Origin of the sequence: Cytobacillus sp. FSL R7-0680 (assembly GCF_038009245.1) — a bacterium.
Classification (GTDB): Bacteria; Bacillota; Bacilli; order Bacillales; family Cytobacillaceae; genus Cytobacillus; species Cytobacillus kochii.
Window position 1 is genome coordinate 2,527,487 of record NZ_JBBPAO010000001.1, and the last position, 18,086, is coordinate 2,545,572.

Consider the following 18,086-nt stretch of genomic DNA (forward strand, 5'->3'; position numbering starts at 1 on the left):
AAGATTGTTTTGAGTAATCGCCTGAATGCGTGCTGACGCGACTACTTACGTAGTGCTGTCTAGCTGCGGCGGCTTAAAGCCGCCCGCATTTCGTATTGTCCAGCTACAGCGCCTAGGTAGGTGCTTTCGCTTTTCGTTTTTGGTTAAGTCCTCGATCGATTAGTATTAGTCAGCTACATGTGTCGCCACACTTCCACCTCTAACCTATCAACCTGATCATCTTTCAGGGATCTTACTAGCTTGCGCTATGGGAAATCTCATCTCGAGGGGGGCTTCATGCTTAGATGCTTTCAGCACTTATCCCTTCCGCACATAGCTACCCAGCGATGCCTTTGGCAAGACAACTGGTACACCAGCGGTGCGTCCATCCCGGTCCTCTCGTACTAAGGACAGCTCCTCTCAAATTTCCTGCGCCCACGACGGATAGGGACCGAACTGTCTCACGACGTTCTGAACCCAGCTCGCGTACCGCTTTAATGGGCGAACAGCCCAACCCTTGGGACCGACTACAGCCCCAGGATGCGATGAGCCGACATCGAGGTGCCAAACCTCCCCGTCGATGTGGACTCTTGGGGGAGATAAGCCTGTTATCCCCGGGGTAGCTTTTATCCGTTGAGCGATGGCCCTTCCATGCGGAACCACCGGATCACTAAGCCCGACTTTCGTCCCTGCTCGACTTGTAGGTCTCGCAGTCAAGCTCCCTTGTGCCTTTACACTCTACGAATGATTTCCAACCATTCTGAGGGAACCTTTGGGCGCCTCCGTTACTCTTTAGGAGGCGACCGCCCCAGTCAAACTGCCCACCTGACACTGTCTCCCATCCCGATAAGGGATGTGGGTTAGAATTTCAATACAGCCAGGGTAGTATCCCACCGACGCCTCCACCGAAGCTAGCGCTCCGGCTTCTAAGGCTCCTACCTATCCTGTACAAGCTGTACCAAAATTCAATATCAGGCTACAGTAAAGCTCCACGGGGTCTTTCCGTCCTGTCGCGGGTAACCTGCATCTTCACAGGTACTATAATTTCACCGAGTCTCTCGTTGAGACAGTGCCCAGATCGTTACGCCTTTCGTGCGGGTCGGAACTTACCCGACAAGGAATTTCGCTACCTTAGGACCGTTATAGTTACGGCCGCCGTTTACTGGGGCTTCGATTCAAAGCTTCGCGTGAGCTAACCTCTCCTCTTAACCTTCCAGCACCGGGCAGGCGTCAGCCCCTATACTTCGCCTTGCGGCTTCGCAGAGACCTGTGTTTTTGCTAAACAGTCGCCTGGGCCTATTCACTGCGGCTCATCAAGGCTTTAACACCCTAATGAGCACCCCTTCTCCCGAAGTTACGGGGTCATTTTGCCGAGTTCCTTAACGAGAGTTCTCTCGCTCACCTTAGGATTCTCTCCTCGCCTACCTGTGTCGGTTTGCGGTACGGGCACCTTATTCCTCGCTAGAGGCTTTTCTTGGCAGTGTGGAATCAAGAACTTCGGTACTAAATTTCCCTCGCTATCACAGCTCAAGGTATGTGACCATGGGATTTGCCTCATGGTCCCTCTAACTGCTTAGACGCACATCCAATAGTGCGCTTACCCTATCCTCCTGCGTCCCCCCATCACTCAAACAGAATACGGTGGTACAGGAATATCAACCTGTTGTCCATCGCCTACGCTTTTCAGCCTCGGCTTAGGTCCCGACTAACCCTGAGCGGACGAGCCTTCCTCAGGAAACCTTAGGCATTCGGTGGATGGGATTCTCACCCATCTTTCGCTACTCATACCGGCATTCTCACTTCTAAGCGCTCCACCAGTCCTTACGGTCTAGCTTCAACGCCCTTAGAACGCTCTCCTACCACTGAACATCAACGATGTTCAATCCACAGCTTCGGTGATACGTTTAGCCCCGGTACATTTTCGGCGCGGAGTCACTCGACCAGTGAGCTATTACGCACTCTTTAAATGGTGGCTGCTTCTAAGCCAACATCCTGGTTGTCTAAGCAACTCCACATCCTTTTCCACTTAACGTATACTTTGGGACCTTAGCTGGTGGTCTGGGCTGTTTCCCTCTTGACTACGGATCTTATCACTCGCAGTCTGACTCCCATGGATAAATCTTTGGCATTCGGAGTTTGTCTGAATTCGGTAACCCGATGAGGGCCCCTAGTCCAAACAGTGCTCTACCTCCAAGATTCTTACGCATGAGGCTAGCCCTAAAGCTATTTCGGAGAGAACCAGCTATCTCCAAGTTCGATTGGAATTTCTCCGCTACCCACACCTCATCCCCGCACTTTTCAACGTACGTGGGTTCGGGCCTCCATCCAGTGTTACCTGGACTTCACCCTGGACATGGGTAGATCACCTGGTTTCGGGTCTACGACCACATACTAAATTCGCCCTATTCAGACTCGCTTTCGCTACGGCTCCGTCTGTCCAACTTAACCTCGCATGTAATCGTAACTCGCCGGTTCATTCTACAAAAGGCACGCTATCACCCATTAACGGGCTCTAACTACTTGTAGGCACACGGTTTCAGGATCTCTTTCACTCCCCTTCCGGGGTGCTTTTCACCTTTCCCTCACGGTACTGGTTCACTATCGGTCACTAGGGAGTATTTAGCCTTGGGAGATGGTCCTCCCTGCTTCCGACGGGATTTCTCGTGTCCCGCCGTACTCAGGATCCACTCTGGAGGGAACGAAGTTTCAACTACAGGGCTTTTACCTCCTATGGCGGGCCTTTCCAGACCTCTTCGTCTATCTCGTTCCTTTGTAACTCCGTATAGAATGTCCTACAACCCCAAGAGGCAAGCCTCTTGGTTTGGGCTAATCCCGTTTCGCTCGCCGCTACTCAGGGAATCGCGTTTGCTTTCTCTTCCTCCGGGTACTTAGATGTTTCAGTTCCCCGGGTCTGCCTTCCATACCCTATGTATTCAGGTATGGATCCTATCCCATAACGGATAGGGGGTTTCCCCATTCGGAAATCTCCGGATCAAAGCTTACTTACAGCTCCCCGAAGCATATCGGTGTTAGTCCCGTCCTTCATCGGCTCCTAGTGCCAAGGCATTCACCGTGCGCCCTTATTAACTTAACCATATGTTTGGGTTGCTTTCGCTTCCCTCACGGTTGTGTGTTTTAAAAAAGTTTAGTATCTCTACTCTATTATATAGAGAGAAAATAACTAAGGTGGCGATTACTCGGTAATCTTCTTCATTACATTATCTAGTTTTCAAAGAACGATTGAATTGAGAGATTATACTCTCAAAACTGAACGAACAGTCTAACATCAAGTCAATTCCGTATATTCCTTAGAAAGGAGGTGATCCAGCCGCACCTTCCGATACGGCTACCTTGTTACGACTTCACCCCAATCATCTGTCCCACCTTAGGCGGCTGGCTCCAAAAGGTTACCCCACCGACTTCGGGTGTTACAAACTCTCGTGGTGTGACGGGCGGTGTGTACAAGGCCCGGGAACGTATTCACCGCGGCATGCTGATCCGCGATTACTAGCGATTCCGGCTTCATGTAGGCGAGTTGCAGCCTACAATCCGAACTGAGAATGGTTTTATGGGATTGGCTAAACCTCGCGGTCTTGCAGCCCTTTGTACCATCCATTGTAGCACGTGTGTAGCCCAGGTCATAAGGGGCATGATGATTTGACGTCATCCCCACCTTCCTCCGGTTTGTCACCGGCAGTCACCTTAGAGTGCCCAACTAAATGCTGGCAACTAAGATCAAGGGTTGCGCTCGTTGCGGGACTTAACCCAACATCTCACGACACGAGCTGACGACAACCATGCACCACCTGTCACTCTGTCCCCCGAAGGGGAAAGTCCTATCTCTAGGATTGTCAGAGGATGTCAAGACCTGGTAAGGTTCTTCGCGTTGCTTCGAATTAAACCACATGCTCCACCGCTTGTGCGGGCCCCCGTCAATTCCTTTGAGTTTCAACCTTGCGGTCGTACTCCCCAGGCGGAGTGCTTAATGCGTTTGCTGCAGCACTAAAGGGCGGAAACCCTCTAACACTTAGCACTCATCGTTTACGGCGTGGACTACCAGGGTATCTAATCCTGTTTGCTCCCCACGCTTTCGCGCCTCAGCGTCAGTTACAGACCAGAAAGTCGCCTTCGCCACTGGTGTTCCTCCAAATCTCTACGCATTTCACCGCTACACTTGGAATTCCACTTTCCTCTTCTGCACTCAAGTTCCCCAGTTTCCAATGACCCTCCACGGTTGAGCCGTGGGCTTTCACATCAGACTTAAGGAACCGCCTGCGCGCGCTTTACGCCCAATAATTCCGGACAACGCTTGCCACCTACGTATTACCGCGGCTGCTGGCACGTAGTTAGCCGTGGCTTTCTGGTTAGGTACCGTCAAGGTACCGGCAGTTACTCCGATACTTGTTCTTCCCTAACAACAGAGTTTTACGATCCGAAAACCTTCATCACTCACGCGGCGTTGCTCCGTCAGACTTTCGTCCATTGCGGAAGATTCCCTACTGCTGCCTCCCGTAGGAGTCTGGGCCGTGTCTCAGTCCCAGTGTGGCCGATCACCCTCTCAGGTCGGCTACGCATCGTCGCCTTGGTGAGCCGTTACCTCACCAACTAGCTAATGCGCCGCGGGCCCATCTGTAAGTGATAGCAGAACCATCTTTCAATCTAATTATATGTATAAATAGATATTATCCGGTATTAGCCCCGGTTTCCCGGAGTTATCCCAGTCTTACAGGCAGGTTGCCCACGTGTTACTCACCCGTCCGCCGCTAATCTTTGGGAGCAAGCTCCCTCAGATTCGCTCGACTTGCATGTATTAGGCACGCCGCCAGCGTTCGTCCTGAGCCAGGATCAAACTCTCCAATAAAGTGTTTGATTAGCTCATTTGCACCTATGGTGCTTTGTTGCTGATAAATCAGCTTTTTAGAATTACGCTTGACGTTTTATGTTCGTTCAGTTTTCAAAGAACAATCTCGTTCGCTTTAAAAGCGACTTTATTATCATAACATCCCGTCTTCATCACGTCAACCATTTTTTTAAAATAATTTAAGTGATTAAATTAGTAAATTTTTCTTTTATCGGGAACAAAAATAACTATATCATGATTAAAAAGTGTTTGCAATATAATTTTAAAAGTTTTAATCAAGTTTTTCATATTTTTATTAAGTATCGTAACTATCATATAGTTAAGCGTTTCCATTAATTGATAACCACAAGAAACTATTAATTATCTTTTGCTTTACTTATATATAGATACTCTTCAGATACTCTTCAATCATTCTTCCCTTCTTCTAAGCTCCCGTCTTAACTCAATAAGTAATCTCTCTTTCTCTTCATCCTTATCATAAATATTTGTCATAAAGTTGAGAATGGGTCATATAATCTACTAATCTCATTCTATTATATATGAAAGGTGTGAATAGAGCTGGAAGATGTAGCACTATACGTATCAGTAATTATGGCCCTTTTTTTATTTTCATTCGCTTATGTGGAAGGTATTCGCATCGCTAATTCACCAGGTAAAGTTTATGGAGGAACTTTCATCTTCACCGTAACAGCTGCATTTATTTTTAGTAGATTATCCTATTTATTTATATAAAAAAGGTGAGCTCATTCTTGGCTCACCTTTTGCTTCATTTTCTAAACTTGATCTTCATTATTTGCCTATAATCGTTTCTTTCTTCTTCTTCTTTCATCTATTAAAAAGGAAGATAGCCCTACTATAACAAATAGCCCACCCAAAATTTGTGACCAAGCTATTCTTTCTTGTAGTACAAAATAAGCTAAAATGGCTGCACCCACAGGTTCAAACAAAGTAGCCATCGAAATAACAGAAGTACTTAAATACTTTACAGACCAATTAAATAATGTATGGCCTAATAATGTTGGAAAAAGTGCTAAGAGAATTAAAAAAATCCAGTCATTTACTTGATAAGGATACAAAGGTTGTTTGTTAAGCATGACATAGATAAAAAGTGTCAATGTGCTAATACTGTATACAATAAATGTATAAGTAATCAGGGATACTCTTTGACGGACGGTCTGCCCAAACAGTAAATACCCTGTTACTAGCCCACAGGCGATGAGTGCTAACAAATCTCCATAGAGCGCCTTTTCACTTAGTAGAAAATCACCCCAGCTAATAATGATACAACCGCCTATCGCAGTTATAGTTGACAAAATGGATTTCCAAGAAGTTTTTTCTTTAAAGAAGAGATAAGTACCTATAAATGCAAAAATCGGTTGTAAGGCAACTAACACAGTCGAGCTAGCAACCGATGTGTATTGAAGAGACTCAAACCATAAAATAAAATGGAAAGCTAAAAAAATACCCGCAATGATAGAAAACAGCCAATCCTTGCTTGTAATATGACGAATTTCATGAACATATTTTAAAAGAAAGATTGGCATCATAAGCACGACTGAAAAAAGGAGACGATAAAAAGCAATAATACCAGGGGGAGCTGAAATCAACTTTACAAAAATGGCTGAAGTTGAAACTGAAACAACTCCTATAGCTAATACAAAAAGCGGATTCATCTTAACTACCCCATGCTATCACCTTGTCTCTATATATTGATATTTAGGTATAGACTATTTTACACCTTAAACCTATAGTAAAGGTAACTTATTTAAAATTTATTAAATGATAAAGCAGGCGATATTATGTACGGATTAGAAATGGATGTCCTAATGAAGTTAGGGATTTCAGCTGTGCTTGGTCTTATTATAGGACTAGAAAGAGAACTAAAACGTAAACCAGTTGGCTTAAAAACAAGCCTAGTCATTTCAATCGTTAGCTGTCTTCTCACTATTGTGTCAATAGAATCAGCATACATATTTCCAGGTAATGACGATATTAATATTACAATGGATCCTTTACGTTTAGCAGCTCAAATTGTATCAGGAATTGGCTTTCTTGGTGCAGGGGTCATATTGAGGAGAGGGAATGATAGTATTTCCGGCCTTACAACAGCCGCCTTAATTTGGGGCGCAGCTGGAATTGGTATCGCTGTTGGAGCTGGATATTATATGGAGGCTGTTGCAGGCGTCGTATTACTTATTATTTCAGTTGAAGTTGTTCCCTACTTATTAGGGCTTATTGGCCCAAGACAACTACGAGAAAAAGAGATTACGATGAAAATGGCAGTTGAAACGAAGGAACAGATCACGACGATTATTCATACCATTAAAGAGCAGCAAGCGGCTATTCGCAGGATGAGAATTAAAGATACTGAAGAGGGCTACCCACAAGTTTATTTAACTATTGCAGTAGATTATCGTAAAAAAACAACTGACTTTTATCATACAATTTCTCAAGTGCCGGGAGTAAAGTCGATGGAAATAGAAAGCTTGCACTAATTTTTTATTTTGACTATTGAAAAATATTCATTCTCCCGCTATAATTTCAATATATCTAGCGGGGGATTAGCTCAGCTGGGAGAGCGCATCGCTGGCAGCGATGAGGTCAGGGGTTCGAGCCCCCTATTCTCCATACCAAGAAGCCTTGATTTATCAGGGCTTCTTTTATTTTTGTCTAATTATCCTCCCCCACTACAAACCTCATTCAACACCTTTAGAAGCATCACATAAATTGTATAAGCACATAATCAAGTGCAAACATTCTGAAAACAAGGGTTGCCATTAAAGTACATGCTGTAAACCCAGAAGATGAAGATGTTATTAGAGAGGAGCAGGGTTGGACAGAAAATGAATCGGTTCCATAAGTTACTAACTCGATTATAAAGATCCTGAATATACTCACCTTAACAATTGTTTCTCCTGCTTCTGCTGCAGGTGAAGTAAAACCACAAGAATGCACTAAATGGTATTGTCATACTCCATGGTAATTCTGTACCTCATTTGACTGAATAAGGCTAGTAAGTCCGTTGTTAAATGCAGCTCCTGTGCCTTATTCTCTTATTCTTCCACTTACTTCTACATCACTCCTCTAATCTTGTTTTTTAAATGCTCAACTAATCCTCTTTAACACGAACATTTATTCGTGTATATTAAAGATATAATTTTCAAGGAGGATATTATGAACTCAGTTAATTTAATTATTTTAAACTTCAACGAAATTAGAAGAAGAAGTATTAAGGTCTGGACATCTATTCCTCAAGATAAGCTAGAATGGAAGCCTGATGATGAAGCCTTGACATGCCTAGAAATGATTAGGCATGTGTTAGAAAGCGAACATTATTATCACCTAGCAATTAAAAATAGAAGGAGTTTGTCCAAATTCAATTCTCCATTCGAAAATCGTCCTTTCACTTCTGTAAATGCAGAATTGGATTTTGCTGAACCTTATAGACAGCATTTTATAAATACAATTAAATCATTTTCAGAAGAAGACCTATTTAATATAAAAATTGACCGTTCCGATGCAGGTTACATACGAGATTTAGGTGACATGCTATTACGAATTGCTTATCATGAATCTGTTCATACCGGTCAGTTATTGGATTACTTAAGATCAGCAGGAATACCTAGAATCCATATATGGGATTAAGTCTCATTGGTGTTATCAACAACTCGCTGATACGTATGGTGTAGAGAATGAATACAAATTGATGGCTACAAAGTCTTTGAAAATTGGCTGAAATGATAACTTCTTGATATCCTGCTTTCATTCTGACGTTCTCAAGAAAAAGTATCGAGATTTAACCATTGATGGTTTTGTAATATTATCCAATATTGGTTATACTATTTTTTTGAAAGGCCACTTTCGTATATAAGAGCAACGTTTCAAGTAGTAAAGACGTAAGAATGAATCAAAAGAATAATAATCGTTGAGAGGATGGTTCAGATGGCAAAAACATCAATAACAACCCTTAATATGAAACGCAAATTTAATGTTCCAGCAGAAAAAGTATTTGACGCGTGGACTAAAGCAGACACGATTAAAAAATGGATGTTCACCATGGAACATACAAATAAAGTGGCAAAGAGTAATCCTCGTGTAGGTGGAACATGGGAAGTTGTGGATCATCGGGATGGGAAAGATTATCGAGCTATTGGAGAATACAAATTGGTTGAACCACCAGCGAAACTTGTTTTCACATTCAAAATGCCTCAATTTAGTGATTTAGAAGACGACATTACAGTGGAAATCGAATCGCTTGAATCAGGCTGTGAAATGATTTTCACACAAGAAATTAACGTAATCCATGAAAAAGATTGGACAACTGAAGATATTCAAAAAGCACATGAAGATTGGAAAAAAGATACCGAACAAGGTTGGCATTATATGTTCTTAGGTTTGAAAGAATTGGTAGAAAAAGGAAATATTACATATCCATCATTTTAATAAAAATAAGGCTAACTTTAACAAGAAACTTGTTTGAAGCAAAGTATAAAATAGTCAGATTCAATATCACAATTAGCAAAGAAGAGAAATTTAAAAGTTTCTCTTCTTTGCTTTTTTTATTTATTTCTGTGCAAGTTCAGAAGCAATTTTTTCGACTTCAATATAAGCATTTTCTAAAATTGTCTCTCTTTCTAGTAAAGCTGTCCCTTGCGCTCTAACCATATGATAATCTTCAATTCCAATAAAATTGAACATAGATTTCAAATATTTGTGTGAGTATTCGACTTCAGTATACCAGTCATTATTAGTATAAATACCACCACTTCCTTGTATCACCAACATACTTCTTCCATCATTAAGTAAGCCAATAGAACCATTCTCTGTATATTTAAAAGTCTCTTTCGCAATTAAAATATTATCCATATAGTCTTTTAATTTTGTTGGTACATTAAAATTATGCAATGGGAGAACGATTACATACTTATTCGCACTTTTAAATTGTTGTAACACTGCGCTCATACGGTTTGTTACTTCTTTTTCTTCATTCGTAAGTTCTTGATTCTTAGCAAGCTTAGCCCATGCATTTAAAACTATCTTATTTATCATAGGTACTTCTTCGCTATATAAGTCAATTTGTTCAATGACCTCATCTTCTGATTGTAATCCCTTATATACATTTTTAAAGTGATTAAGAACATTAAGACTAACAGACGAAGTAGATTCCACTTCTGGATGTGCATTTATAATAAGTAATTTGCTCATTAGATAATTCCTCCTGAATAAATGTTTCTTTAATGGGTAAACTAATTGTCTCTTACATCAATCGTCGATTAATCTTGTCGACGTTAATCAATATAACGCTATTAGTAATTTGTGTCAAACAAAAAAAACTATGTTAAGATACAAATACAATAAAAAGATAATTAAAGATGTTTTAAATAGAGCAGGTGATTACATGAAATATAGTGTTATGGTTGAATATGCGTTGCATAGTTTAGTGTACTTAATTGATGTACCATCAGATGAAGTTATTGGGATAAAAGAACTTTCAGAATTTCAAGGGCTTTCAGAAACATATCTTTCCAAAGCATTTGGTAAATTATCAAAGGCTAAAATTGTGAGTTCTGTTCCAGGAGTCAATGGAGGTTATAAATTAGCTAAGGCTCCTGAAGAAATTTCCTTTTGGGATGTAATAGAAGCCGTTGAAGGTGTTAAACCAATTTTTCAGTGTAAAAACATTTTAAGTAATAACCTTATGTATGTAGGTAAAGAAGAAAAAGAGGATAGAGACTGTTCATCTTGTATATCAGGTAATTCCACTTGTACAATAAATTTAGTAATGTTAGAAGCCGAACAGCAAATGAGAGAGTATTTACGAAACAAAACGATTGCTTGGTTAGATGAAGAACTTGATCGTGTTTTACCAAAAAAAATCCGTGTTGATAGCCGAGAATACTTTAAGGATAAAAGTCTTAAATAGCAAAAGAGAGTAGGAGAATGATTTCTACTCTTTTTTTGTCTTTTTTTAATTAAAAATTAATATTTTGTTTATTTTATCCAAAAGATTATTTAGAAGGGGATCATAAGACAAAAATCTTGGAAGCATTCTTATAATAAATGTACTTATTTAAGGAGTTAATGAAGGGTTTTCCTTAAAGAAACGGAGAATTTAGGTGAAGAGGCTATTCATTTACTATGGTGAAATATGTATTTAAGGTAACATATAAAGGAGGCTAAATACTATAAGAAATGTTTGTAGAATAAAAGCAAGGGGGAAGAACTAACTTGAATATCACAACAGAAAGACTACTAATCAGACCTTTTAAGCGTAATGATTTACAGGATGTATTTGCTATTTATAATAATGATGATACTTGTAAGTTCTTATTACATGAGAAGTGGACTGACGAAGATATGAATAAAAGGTTTGATAAAAAGTTAGCAAACTGTGCACTCACTAAAGAATCCATGTTAAGTTTGGCAGTTATATACAAGAATAAAGTAGTTGGTGATTTATCCGTATGGTATACAGAAATGAAAGATACTGTTGAGATTGGTTATAGTTTTTCAAATGAAGTTGCTGGTAGAGGTTTGGCAACAGAAGCAGTAAGTAGTTTGGTCTATAAATTATTTGATGAATTTAATGTACATCGTATACAGGCTAATCTAGATGCACGAAATATATCTTCACAAAAATTATGTGAAAGAATTGGTATGAGAAAGGAAGCACATTTCATACAAGATTTTTGGAATAAAAATGAATGGACAGATAGTATTGTGTATGGCATGTTAACTTCCGATTTGAAGTAACTGACTTATTAATTTGTATTAATGGTGACTTATGTTAAAAAGCCCTTCCAACTGGAAAGGCTTTTTAACATAAGTGCAAGTTCATTTAGTGGTATAAAATTTTTGTTTGTTTTTGCAGAAAATTTAATTGACCTATTTAGTAGTTATTAATAATTTTATAAGAGCTTGCCTCAATGATGTAGCAGGACGTTTTAATAAGAATTCCAAATCGGAATGTGTGGATTCTAAGCCACCTTCACGTATCCCTTTTTGAGTCATTACCAACATAGGGTGGTAAGCTTCTGGTACTCCGGCATCTTTTAACATTTTTTCAAAAGAAGCATCGTCTACTGCTACTAAAGGAACTTCCTTACCTGTTACTTGATTTAATATATCAACAAATTGCTGGTGTGTTAAATTTTCACCAGAAAGTTCATAAATGTTATTTTCATGACCATCTTCTACTAAAATATTTGCAGCTGCTTCAGCTAAATCTGGTCGGTATACCCAACCGATTTTCCCCTCACCTGCAGAAGTTACCCAAGGGGCACCATCCATACAACCTTGGATTGTATTAAGCTCATTTTCTATATACCAGTTGTTACGTAGAATTACATAAGGGATACCTGATTCAATAATAGCTATTTCACGTGCTCTATGAAGAACTGCTAGGAAGAAATCATTTTCTTCTGATCTAGTAACACTTGGATAAATAATTTGTTTTACGTTTGTTTCTTTGGCAGCTTCAACTGCATTTAAATGTTGTCGCATAACCGTTTCATAATCACCAAATGTTGATATAACAAATACTCGATCTATATCTTTAAATGCAGTAATTAGGGTAGCTTTCTTTTCAAAATCCGCTACTCGCACTTCCAAGCCTTTTTTCTTATAACCCATTGCTTTTTGAGACTTGTCGTCACGTACACCAACAACTACTTCTTCTACTGATAATTTGGCAAGTAAATATTCTACAACTTTAGAACCTAAATTTCCAGTTGCCCCAGTTATTAAAACTTTCATAGAAACTCCTCCACTATGGTGTATTTTTGATTTTTAATTCTAATATCTATACTATTTGTTATATAGGATTTATGTAAGTAGGCACATTTTAATAACATAGTCATAAAAATAGCACCTAGAGAAAAAGGAGGTTTTATTATGGCACGTTTTAGTTATCAAGATGAATCAATCACTGAGGAAATACAACAAGAAATCTGTCCATTAACAGTCACCCAAAATGCAATTGCGGGCAGATGGAAAATCGTGATTTTATGGCATTTAAGCCAAAATAATATCATTAGGTTTAATGAATTATTGAGAATGTTACCTGGAATATCAAAAGGAATCTTAACAAGACAATTGAGAGAACTTGAAGAGGACAACCTAGTACACAGAGAAGTTTATAAAGTTGTACCACCAAAAGTAGAATATTCATTAACCGAACAGGGGCGAAAATTTATACCTATTTTAGAAGCAATGCAAACCTGGGGTAAAGATTTGCTAAATAAAAAAATAGAGATGAATGAAAAATCTAAGTATTAATGAACTCTTACTAACTTACGAAAGAACTAAACCAGGCTACCATATAAAAAAAACAGCACCTAGTATTGTTTATTTAAAAAAATCTAAATACTACTTAAAGGTGTTTAAAATTTGTATAGCCCTCAATATCAAGAGGGCTCTCTTTAATATTCACTCATAAGCGCTAATCAAACCGATTTCTTCGGTTTTTTTCATACATTTAAGATTCTTAACATCTATTAAAAACATCCTCCTATATAAGATTAATAAGCACCAACCAATTAAATCTCTAAATTATTCACCTTCTATCAACTACGTATTTAGAAATAGATTTTTAAAATTCAGAAGATAACCCTTAAAAGGATGCTTCATTGATTTTCATCTGGTCAAAACGTTATAAATGATTGGAGCTTCTGTGTTTTTTCTAACATTCCATATTCTCTTGCTCACTCTCGGAGAACGTATTTGATTGGAGAAGTTACAGCTATACCCCTTCCGGCAATCTTCAATTCAATAAGGATTACTCCAACAAAGGGAAACAAGATTCCTAAAAGACTAGAGCTATACGTTTTGTCTTCAAGCAATTAGAGAATAAAGCAGCACCATAAAATTGTGTATCCTCTTTTCAAAACTTTTCATCTTATAGTAAAATATACCCACAATGTATATAAGGAGGATCCATATGGATATTTTTAAGGGGATAGAATTTAACTACATGCAATTTATTGGACCATTGCTAATTCTGTTTATTACAATGTTTGGTGTAGCTTTCATTTATCGATTTTTGCTTTTTAAACTATTGCCAGTTAAACTCTACAATTTTTTTATCGGGCCAATAGCCTTATTAGGTTTTTTTATTTGGTTAATACCTATGGAATTAGGTTTCCATCAATTTTTTAAGTAGGCACCTTCATTTGGGTGCTTTTTTAAATAAACTTAAGAATTCTTTAATAAAGCTCATACAAGCACCCAATCCCTTCAAAATCATAAGATGCTTTGAAGGAGTGATATCACCATGCCATGGCAACATAAAATTAATTATTTAATTGGCCAACCAATTGGTATCTCATTCACCAATGGTCAAGGGACATCAGGGAAACTTTGTGGTACATCTCAAAGAAAATTATTAGTGATTGAATATTTATATCAATCCCAATTCGCATTAAAACAATATGATTTTCATATGATTCAAGATATAAGTGGGTTTCCATCCTGTCATAACCAACAACCATTATATTGAAGCACAGCCCACATCAGTGGGCTGTTTTTTAAGAGACATTATACATAATCTGTAATTCATCCTGTGCTCGCAGATACATTGGTTAATTAAAATATACATCTACTTCGAAGCACATAATTCTGAGATTAAATACAAAAGCATACCTGGTAAAGAGCATGAAATATGTAAATGACTTTATAATTTATGAATACTTAAGTCCATTTAACATCACTCTAAGTTAAGATAGTATACCTTAAAGGGGAGAGTTAAAATTAAGAGGATCCTCATTACCATGATTATGTTTCTTTTGTTAAGTGGATGTCAAAAGCCTGTAGAAATTCAATATCAAGCATACGCCATTGGTTTTGGTGTTGACTTTATTGACGAAGAATATGTGGTATATGTTCAATTCTTGGATTTTTCAAATGTAGCTAAGACCGAGAGCAGCTCTATTAATCAAGATAAACCTGTATGGTTGGGTGTAGGAACAGGCAATACAATAAATAAAGCATTAACTAATATTTATAAAACCATGCAAATAAAAATTAATTTTGATCATATCAATAGCTTTATTTTTTCAGAAAATATAATCAAGTATAAACTAAAGGAAACGACTGATTCACTATCTTCGAATTACAACATACGTGTCCATGGGTGGATTTATGGCACTAGTGAAGATTTAGAGGAAATATTGACACTTAAAATGCCTTTTTATTATCCCTATACAAGCAGTATTATTAATCAACCTCTAGACACACAAACACAAGTTTCAGAAGTACCTGCTATTGATGCAACTAAATTTCTTATTGGTTTAGGTGAAGCGACAAAGACTATCTTACTACCACGAATTGAAATAACTAATAATAATGTGAGAAAAAATGAATTGAAATTTTTAGTACCCTATTTTAATGGAGGATATTTTATTAAAGGCGGGAACTACAAAGGTTTTTTAAACTCATCTCAATTAAGTGGTTATATCAAAGCTAATAAGCAGGCAGATGTTGAAAGAAGTTTAATTCAAGTCAATATGGAAAATAAAAACGATCCTGTTGAAGTCGAACTTAGAGATCCTAAAACGAAATTAACGTTGGAGGAAGACAACTTTCATTCTAAATTCAAGTTAAACATAAAATCCACAATCATTTTAAGGGAGGGAGCCTCCGAAGTAAATCAAGATGCACTTAAACATAAAGTTGAAGATAAAATCAGAGATGAAGCGTTCTTATCTTTAAAATCTGGGAGGGAAAAAGGTATAGATGTATACCTTTTTGAAGATTACCTCTTTAGGCATCATAATAAAATTTGGAAGCAACACAAATTTCAAGACATGTTTAAGAATATTACTGCCGAAGATATAAATGTAGAAATTAAATATTCTCATAGTCCAAATAAAGTATTTAAATCAAGAAGCAAGTAAAAGTGAGTAATTATTCGCTTAAAAAGACTCTTACCTATTCATAGGACTTCAATTAAAAGTAATATAAGGGCATAAAGTAAAATAAAGAGAGGCAAAGGTCCTTTGAATGACAAATTTGTATTTTTTTCATCAGTTTCCTTTGCCATCTTCTCCTATGCCAAGTTTCAACTACCTCTCTATATCAAGCACCTAGGAATCCTTTTGTTACATATTGAGCTATTCATTCTTCACTTTCTAGCTTTCAAATAGCCCCTTAAAGTTTTAATTGAGTTATTCCTATAACGGTGTCCGGTAGCAATAGCCTGACTGAGACAAACTATTCATCTGGTACTCATACATTTAATGATGGCCACCCCTTTAGAAATAAAACGGTACATGACCTCCAATGTCTGCTACAAGATTATTACAAAAAAACTAATATAAGTTGGCAAACACTTTAATACAATGTAAAATTTTACATATTAACGAAGTCTATTGGGAGGATGAGGAGATGAAAGACAAACCATCATCAAAGAAAAGTAACTTCAAAAGTATCATTGGGTCAACTATCGCGATAAGCATCATTGTTCTGTTGGTCTTATCATTCGTTCTTGCTCTTTACTTTTTTAGTACTCTAGGAATCTTTCATTTACTTAACATCAAATTTGAATCCTTCCCATCCATCATTTCATTTATTTTGCTTTATTTTCTCATTGGAATCGTATCTGAAATTTTTATAGGAGCTCTCATTTTATTGATGAATCATTCGGGGAAATATACCCTGAAGCAACAGCAGGTTACATCTTTAGTGTTTTCTTTTTTGACAAACTGGGCGATTGTGTCTTTTTTGGATTATGTCATGCATTCCATCCAAATCGGATTGTTCGCTACAATTATTTTAGCTTTGATTTTTTCTTTAATAGAGTATGCATGTGAAGACTTAGGGAAGGATGAGGAAAAAGAATAGACTATAACAACTACCCATTTACTGCTTGCAATCATGAATACTCCCATAACGTAACAGCATTTTTTAGAATGGATGTACCAGAAAAAGAAGCTTGTACTATCTACTTAATATTTAAATATAATAGTCACAAAAAGGTTATCCATAGCCTGTAAGTCTTGCTTCATTTACTTTTCCTTCTGATTCCGTTATGATTATGATGAAAATATGTAAAAGAATTGAAAGGAGGGGAGCAGTCTAATGAGACATTTATCATTTAATCATACCATTCTCTTTGGGATGATATTTGCTGGTCTTTTTGAACTTGATTATCAAACGATTCATGACTTAACCTTAGCTGGTATTGTCTTAACAATCCTACTCCCCGCCTTAACGATATATTTCTTACAACGAAATACAGGCATGCTTTTTTATCGTCTTCAAGAAGCAGACGCTGATTTAATTAACCACTACGCATCTGTTCTTTCTAATGTGCTTAATTGGGCATGTAAACAAAACCGTTTACTTACAGTTCGTCGCAAAGAAAGTCCAGACGATAGCGATGAAGCATTTCTTTCTCTAATGACTAATTAAAACAATCATTAGAGGAGGAAATATTTTTGAAGAAAATGATATGGTTAGTAATTACAATTTCATTGGTTTTAGCTGGCTGTCAAGCAAATGGTGGTACAGACACAGGGTTTTTCCATCATTATTTTGTGCAGCCATTGATCTCTATCATCGACTTTTTTGCAGGCATATTCCACGGAAATTATGGTTGGAGTATTGTGCTAGTGACTTTATTATTAAGGTTGATCTTACTACCTTTAACCGTTAAACAAGTAAAAAGCTCTCAATCGATGAAGGTCAAAATGGAAGCGTTACAACCTGAAATGAAGGCTATACAAGAGCAAATGAACAAAACAAAAGATGAAGCTAAGAAGCAAAAATTACAACAAGAGCTTATTGGTTTATATGCGAAACATGGGGTCAACCCATTGAATATGGGGTGTTTGCCCTTGCTGATACAAATGCCGATTTTGATGGCTATTTATTATGCTATTAGAACATCTCCTGAAATCGCTACCCATGGCTTTTTATGGTTTAGCTTAGGACACGCCAATATTCCAATGGCTATTATCGCTGGTGTCATTTATTATTTACAATTCAGAGTTTCCCTTATGCAATTACCAAAGGATCAACAACAAGGACCAATGAAAATCATGGGATACCTTTCACCGGCAATGATCTTGTTCATTTCCCTATCTGCACCAGCTGCACTGCCTTTATATTGGTCAGTGAGTGGATTATTCCTTATTATCCAGACATATGTCATCCAGAAAAAATATAAGAAATCACCCGTCGTGCAACCTAGTCTTTAATAATAGGTTAAAAAAAGTCCAATGATTAAATTAATCATTGGACTTTACTA

The 18,086-nt window shown here is 37.9% G+C and carries 15 protein-coding genes, 1 tRNA gene and 2 rRNA genes; 13 read left to right on the plus strand and 5 right to left on the minus strand.

What is annotated here, in order from left to right; genetic code table 11:
- Positions 1-139: 139 nt before the first annotated feature.
- The 3 genes from MKY26_RS12600 to MKY26_RS12610 form a co-directional block, all read right to left on the minus strand.
- A 23S ribosomal RNA gene (locus tag MKY26_RS12600) occupies positions 140-3,073 on the minus strand.
- Positions 3,074-3,291: 218 nt separating this feature from the next.
- Positions 3,292-4,840 (minus strand): 16S ribosomal RNA (locus MKY26_RS12605).
- Together the 16S and 23S rRNA genes form the textbook arrangement of a ribosomal RNA operon.
- Positions 4,841-5,637: 797 nt before the next feature.
- Entirely contained in the window at positions 5,638-6,513 is an 876-nt protein-coding gene (locus tag MKY26_RS12610) for a DMT family transporter (RefSeq protein WP_322910393.1), read from the minus strand.
- 126 nt (positions 6,514-6,639) lie between these two features.
- Here MKY26_RS12610 and MKY26_RS12615 point away from each other — a divergent pair, with 126 nt between their 5' ends.
- The 4 genes from MKY26_RS12615 to MKY26_RS12630 all read left to right on the plus strand — a co-directional run bounded on the left by MKY26_RS12615 (position 6,640) and on the right by MKY26_RS12630 (position 9,283).
- Entirely contained in the window at positions 6,640-7,335 is a 696-nt protein-coding gene (locus MKY26_RS12615; protein WP_095372133.1) for an MgtC/SapB family protein, read from the plus strand.
- A 60-nt stretch (positions 7,336-7,395) separates the two neighbouring features.
- Positions 7,396-7,468 (plus strand) — tRNA-Ala (locus tag MKY26_RS12620).
- 546 nt (positions 7,469-8,014) lie between these two features.
- The gene (locus MKY26_RS12625; RefSeq protein ID WP_095372132.1) at positions 8,015-8,485 is read left to right on the plus strand and encodes a DinB family protein; all 471 of its coding nucleotides are present in this window, start codon (positions 8,015-8,017) and stop codon (positions 8,483-8,485) included.
- Between the two features lie 297 nt (positions 8,486-8,782).
- Complete coding sequence (locus MKY26_RS12630) at positions 8,783-9,283, plus strand: SRPBCC family protein (protein WP_095372131.1); 501 nt, start codon at positions 8,783-8,785, stop codon at positions 9,281-9,283.
- 120 nt (positions 9,284-9,403) lie between these two features.
- Here MKY26_RS12630 and MKY26_RS12635 read toward each other — a convergent pair whose 3' ends face one another.
- Complete coding sequence (locus tag MKY26_RS12635) at positions 9,404-10,045, minus strand: FMN-dependent NADH-azoreductase (protein ID WP_095372130.1); 642 nt, start codon at positions 10,043-10,045, stop codon at positions 9,404-9,406.
- A 193-nt stretch (positions 10,046-10,238) separates the two neighbouring features.
- Here MKY26_RS12635 and MKY26_RS12640 point away from each other — a divergent pair, with 193 nt between their 5' ends.
- Together MKY26_RS12640 and MKY26_RS12645 are read left to right on the plus strand one after the other, a co-directional pair.
- On the plus strand, positions 10,239-10,763 hold the full coding sequence (locus MKY26_RS12640; protein ID WP_095372129.1) for an RrF2 family transcriptional regulator: 525 nt from the start codon (positions 10,239-10,241) through the stop codon (positions 10,761-10,763).
- A gap of 305 nt (positions 10,764-11,068) precedes the next feature.
- Positions 11,069-11,593, plus strand: coding sequence for a GNAT family N-acetyltransferase (locus MKY26_RS12645; protein WP_341097806.1), 525 nt, complete (start codon positions 11,069-11,071; stop codon positions 11,591-11,593).
- A 132-nt stretch (positions 11,594-11,725) separates the two neighbouring features.
- Here MKY26_RS12645 and MKY26_RS12650 read toward each other — a convergent pair whose 3' ends face one another.
- Entirely contained in the window at positions 11,726-12,595 is an 870-nt protein-coding gene (locus MKY26_RS12650; RefSeq protein WP_095372127.1) for an SDR family oxidoreductase, read from the minus strand.
- A gap of 138 nt (positions 12,596-12,733) precedes the next feature.
- Between MKY26_RS12650 and MKY26_RS12655 the strand changes: the two genes are divergently transcribed.
- The 7 genes from MKY26_RS12655 (at position 12,734) to yidC (ending at position 18,036) form a co-directional block, all read left to right on the plus strand.
- The gene (locus MKY26_RS12655; protein ID WP_307318079.1) at positions 12,734-13,117 is read left to right on the plus strand and encodes a winged helix-turn-helix transcriptional regulator; all 384 of its coding nucleotides are present in this window, start codon (positions 12,734-12,736) and stop codon (positions 13,115-13,117) included.
- A 661-nt stretch (positions 13,118-13,778) separates the two neighbouring features.
- Complete coding sequence (locus MKY26_RS12660; protein ID WP_095372125.1) at positions 13,779-14,000, plus strand: hypothetical protein; 222 nt, start codon at positions 13,779-13,781, stop codon at positions 13,998-14,000.
- Between the two features lie 111 nt (positions 14,001-14,111).
- On the plus strand, positions 14,112-14,336 hold the full coding sequence (locus MKY26_RS12665) for a hypothetical protein (protein WP_095372124.1): 225 nt from the start codon (positions 14,112-14,114) through the stop codon (positions 14,334-14,336).
- A gap of 259 nt (positions 14,337-14,595) precedes the next feature.
- Complete coding sequence (locus tag MKY26_RS12670) at positions 14,596-15,732, plus strand: Ger(x)C family spore germination protein (RefSeq protein ID WP_340978588.1); 1,137 nt, start codon at positions 14,596-14,598, stop codon at positions 15,730-15,732.
- Positions 15,733-16,222: 490 nt separating this feature from the next.
- Positions 16,223-16,678 (plus strand): YrvL family regulatory protein, encoded by a 456-nt coding sequence (locus MKY26_RS12675; protein WP_095372122.1) that lies wholly within the window; start codon positions 16,223-16,225, stop codon positions 16,676-16,678.
- A gap of 237 nt (positions 16,679-16,915) precedes the next feature.
- A complete protein-coding gene (locus MKY26_RS12680) occupies positions 16,916-17,248 on the plus strand; it encodes a hypothetical protein (protein ID WP_095372121.1) in 333 nt (110 codons plus the stop codon).
- Between the two features lie 35 nt (positions 17,249-17,283).
- A complete protein-coding gene (gene yidC / locus MKY26_RS12685) occupies positions 17,284-18,036 on the plus strand; it encodes a membrane protein insertase YidC (RefSeq protein ID WP_095373619.1) in 753 nt (250 codons plus the stop codon).
- Positions 18,037-18,086: the final 50 nt, after the last annotated feature.

Coding starts and splice junctions, on each gene's coding strand:
- MKY26_RS12610 (WP_322910393.1), bottom strand. CDS start 6,513: ATGAATCCGCTTTTTGTATTAGCTATAGGAGTTGTTTCAGTTTCAACT.
- MKY26_RS12615 (WP_095372133.1), top strand. CDS start 6,640: ATGTACGGATTAGAAATGGATGTCCTAATGAAGTTAGGGATTTCAGCT.
- MKY26_RS12625 (WP_095372132.1), top strand. CDS start 8,015: ATGAACTCAGTTAATTTAATTATTTTAAACTTCAACGAAATTAGAAGA.
- MKY26_RS12630 (WP_095372131.1), top strand. CDS start 8,783: ATGGCAAAAACATCAATAACAACCCTTAATATGAAACGCAAATTTAAT.
- MKY26_RS12635 (WP_095372130.1), bottom strand. CDS start 10,045: ATGAGCAAATTACTTATTATAAATGCACATCCAGAAGTGGAATCTACT.
- MKY26_RS12640 (WP_095372129.1), top strand. CDS start 10,239: ATGAAATATAGTGTTATGGTTGAATATGCGTTGCATAGTTTAGTGTAC.
- MKY26_RS12650 (WP_095372127.1), bottom strand. CDS start 12,595: ATGAAAGTTTTAATAACTGGGGCAACTGGAAATTTAGGTTCTAAAGTT.
- MKY26_RS12655 (WP_307318079.1), top strand. CDS start 12,734: ATGGCACGTTTTAGTTATCAAGATGAATCAATCACTGAGGAAATACAA.
- MKY26_RS12660 (WP_095372125.1), top strand. CDS start 13,779: ATGGATATTTTTAAGGGGATAGAATTTAACTACATGCAATTTATTGGA.
- MKY26_RS12665 (WP_095372124.1), top strand. CDS start 14,112: ATGCCATGGCAACATAAAATTAATTATTTAATTGGCCAACCAATTGGT.
- MKY26_RS12675 (WP_095372122.1), top strand. CDS start 16,223: ATGAAAGACAAACCATCATCAAAGAAAAGTAACTTCAAAAGTATCATT.
- MKY26_RS12680 (WP_095372121.1), top strand. CDS start 16,916: ATGAGACATTTATCATTTAATCATACCATTCTCTTTGGGATGATATTT.
- yidC (WP_095373619.1), top strand. CDS start 17,284: ATGATATGGTTAGTAATTACAATTTCATTGGTTTTAGCTGGCTGTCAA.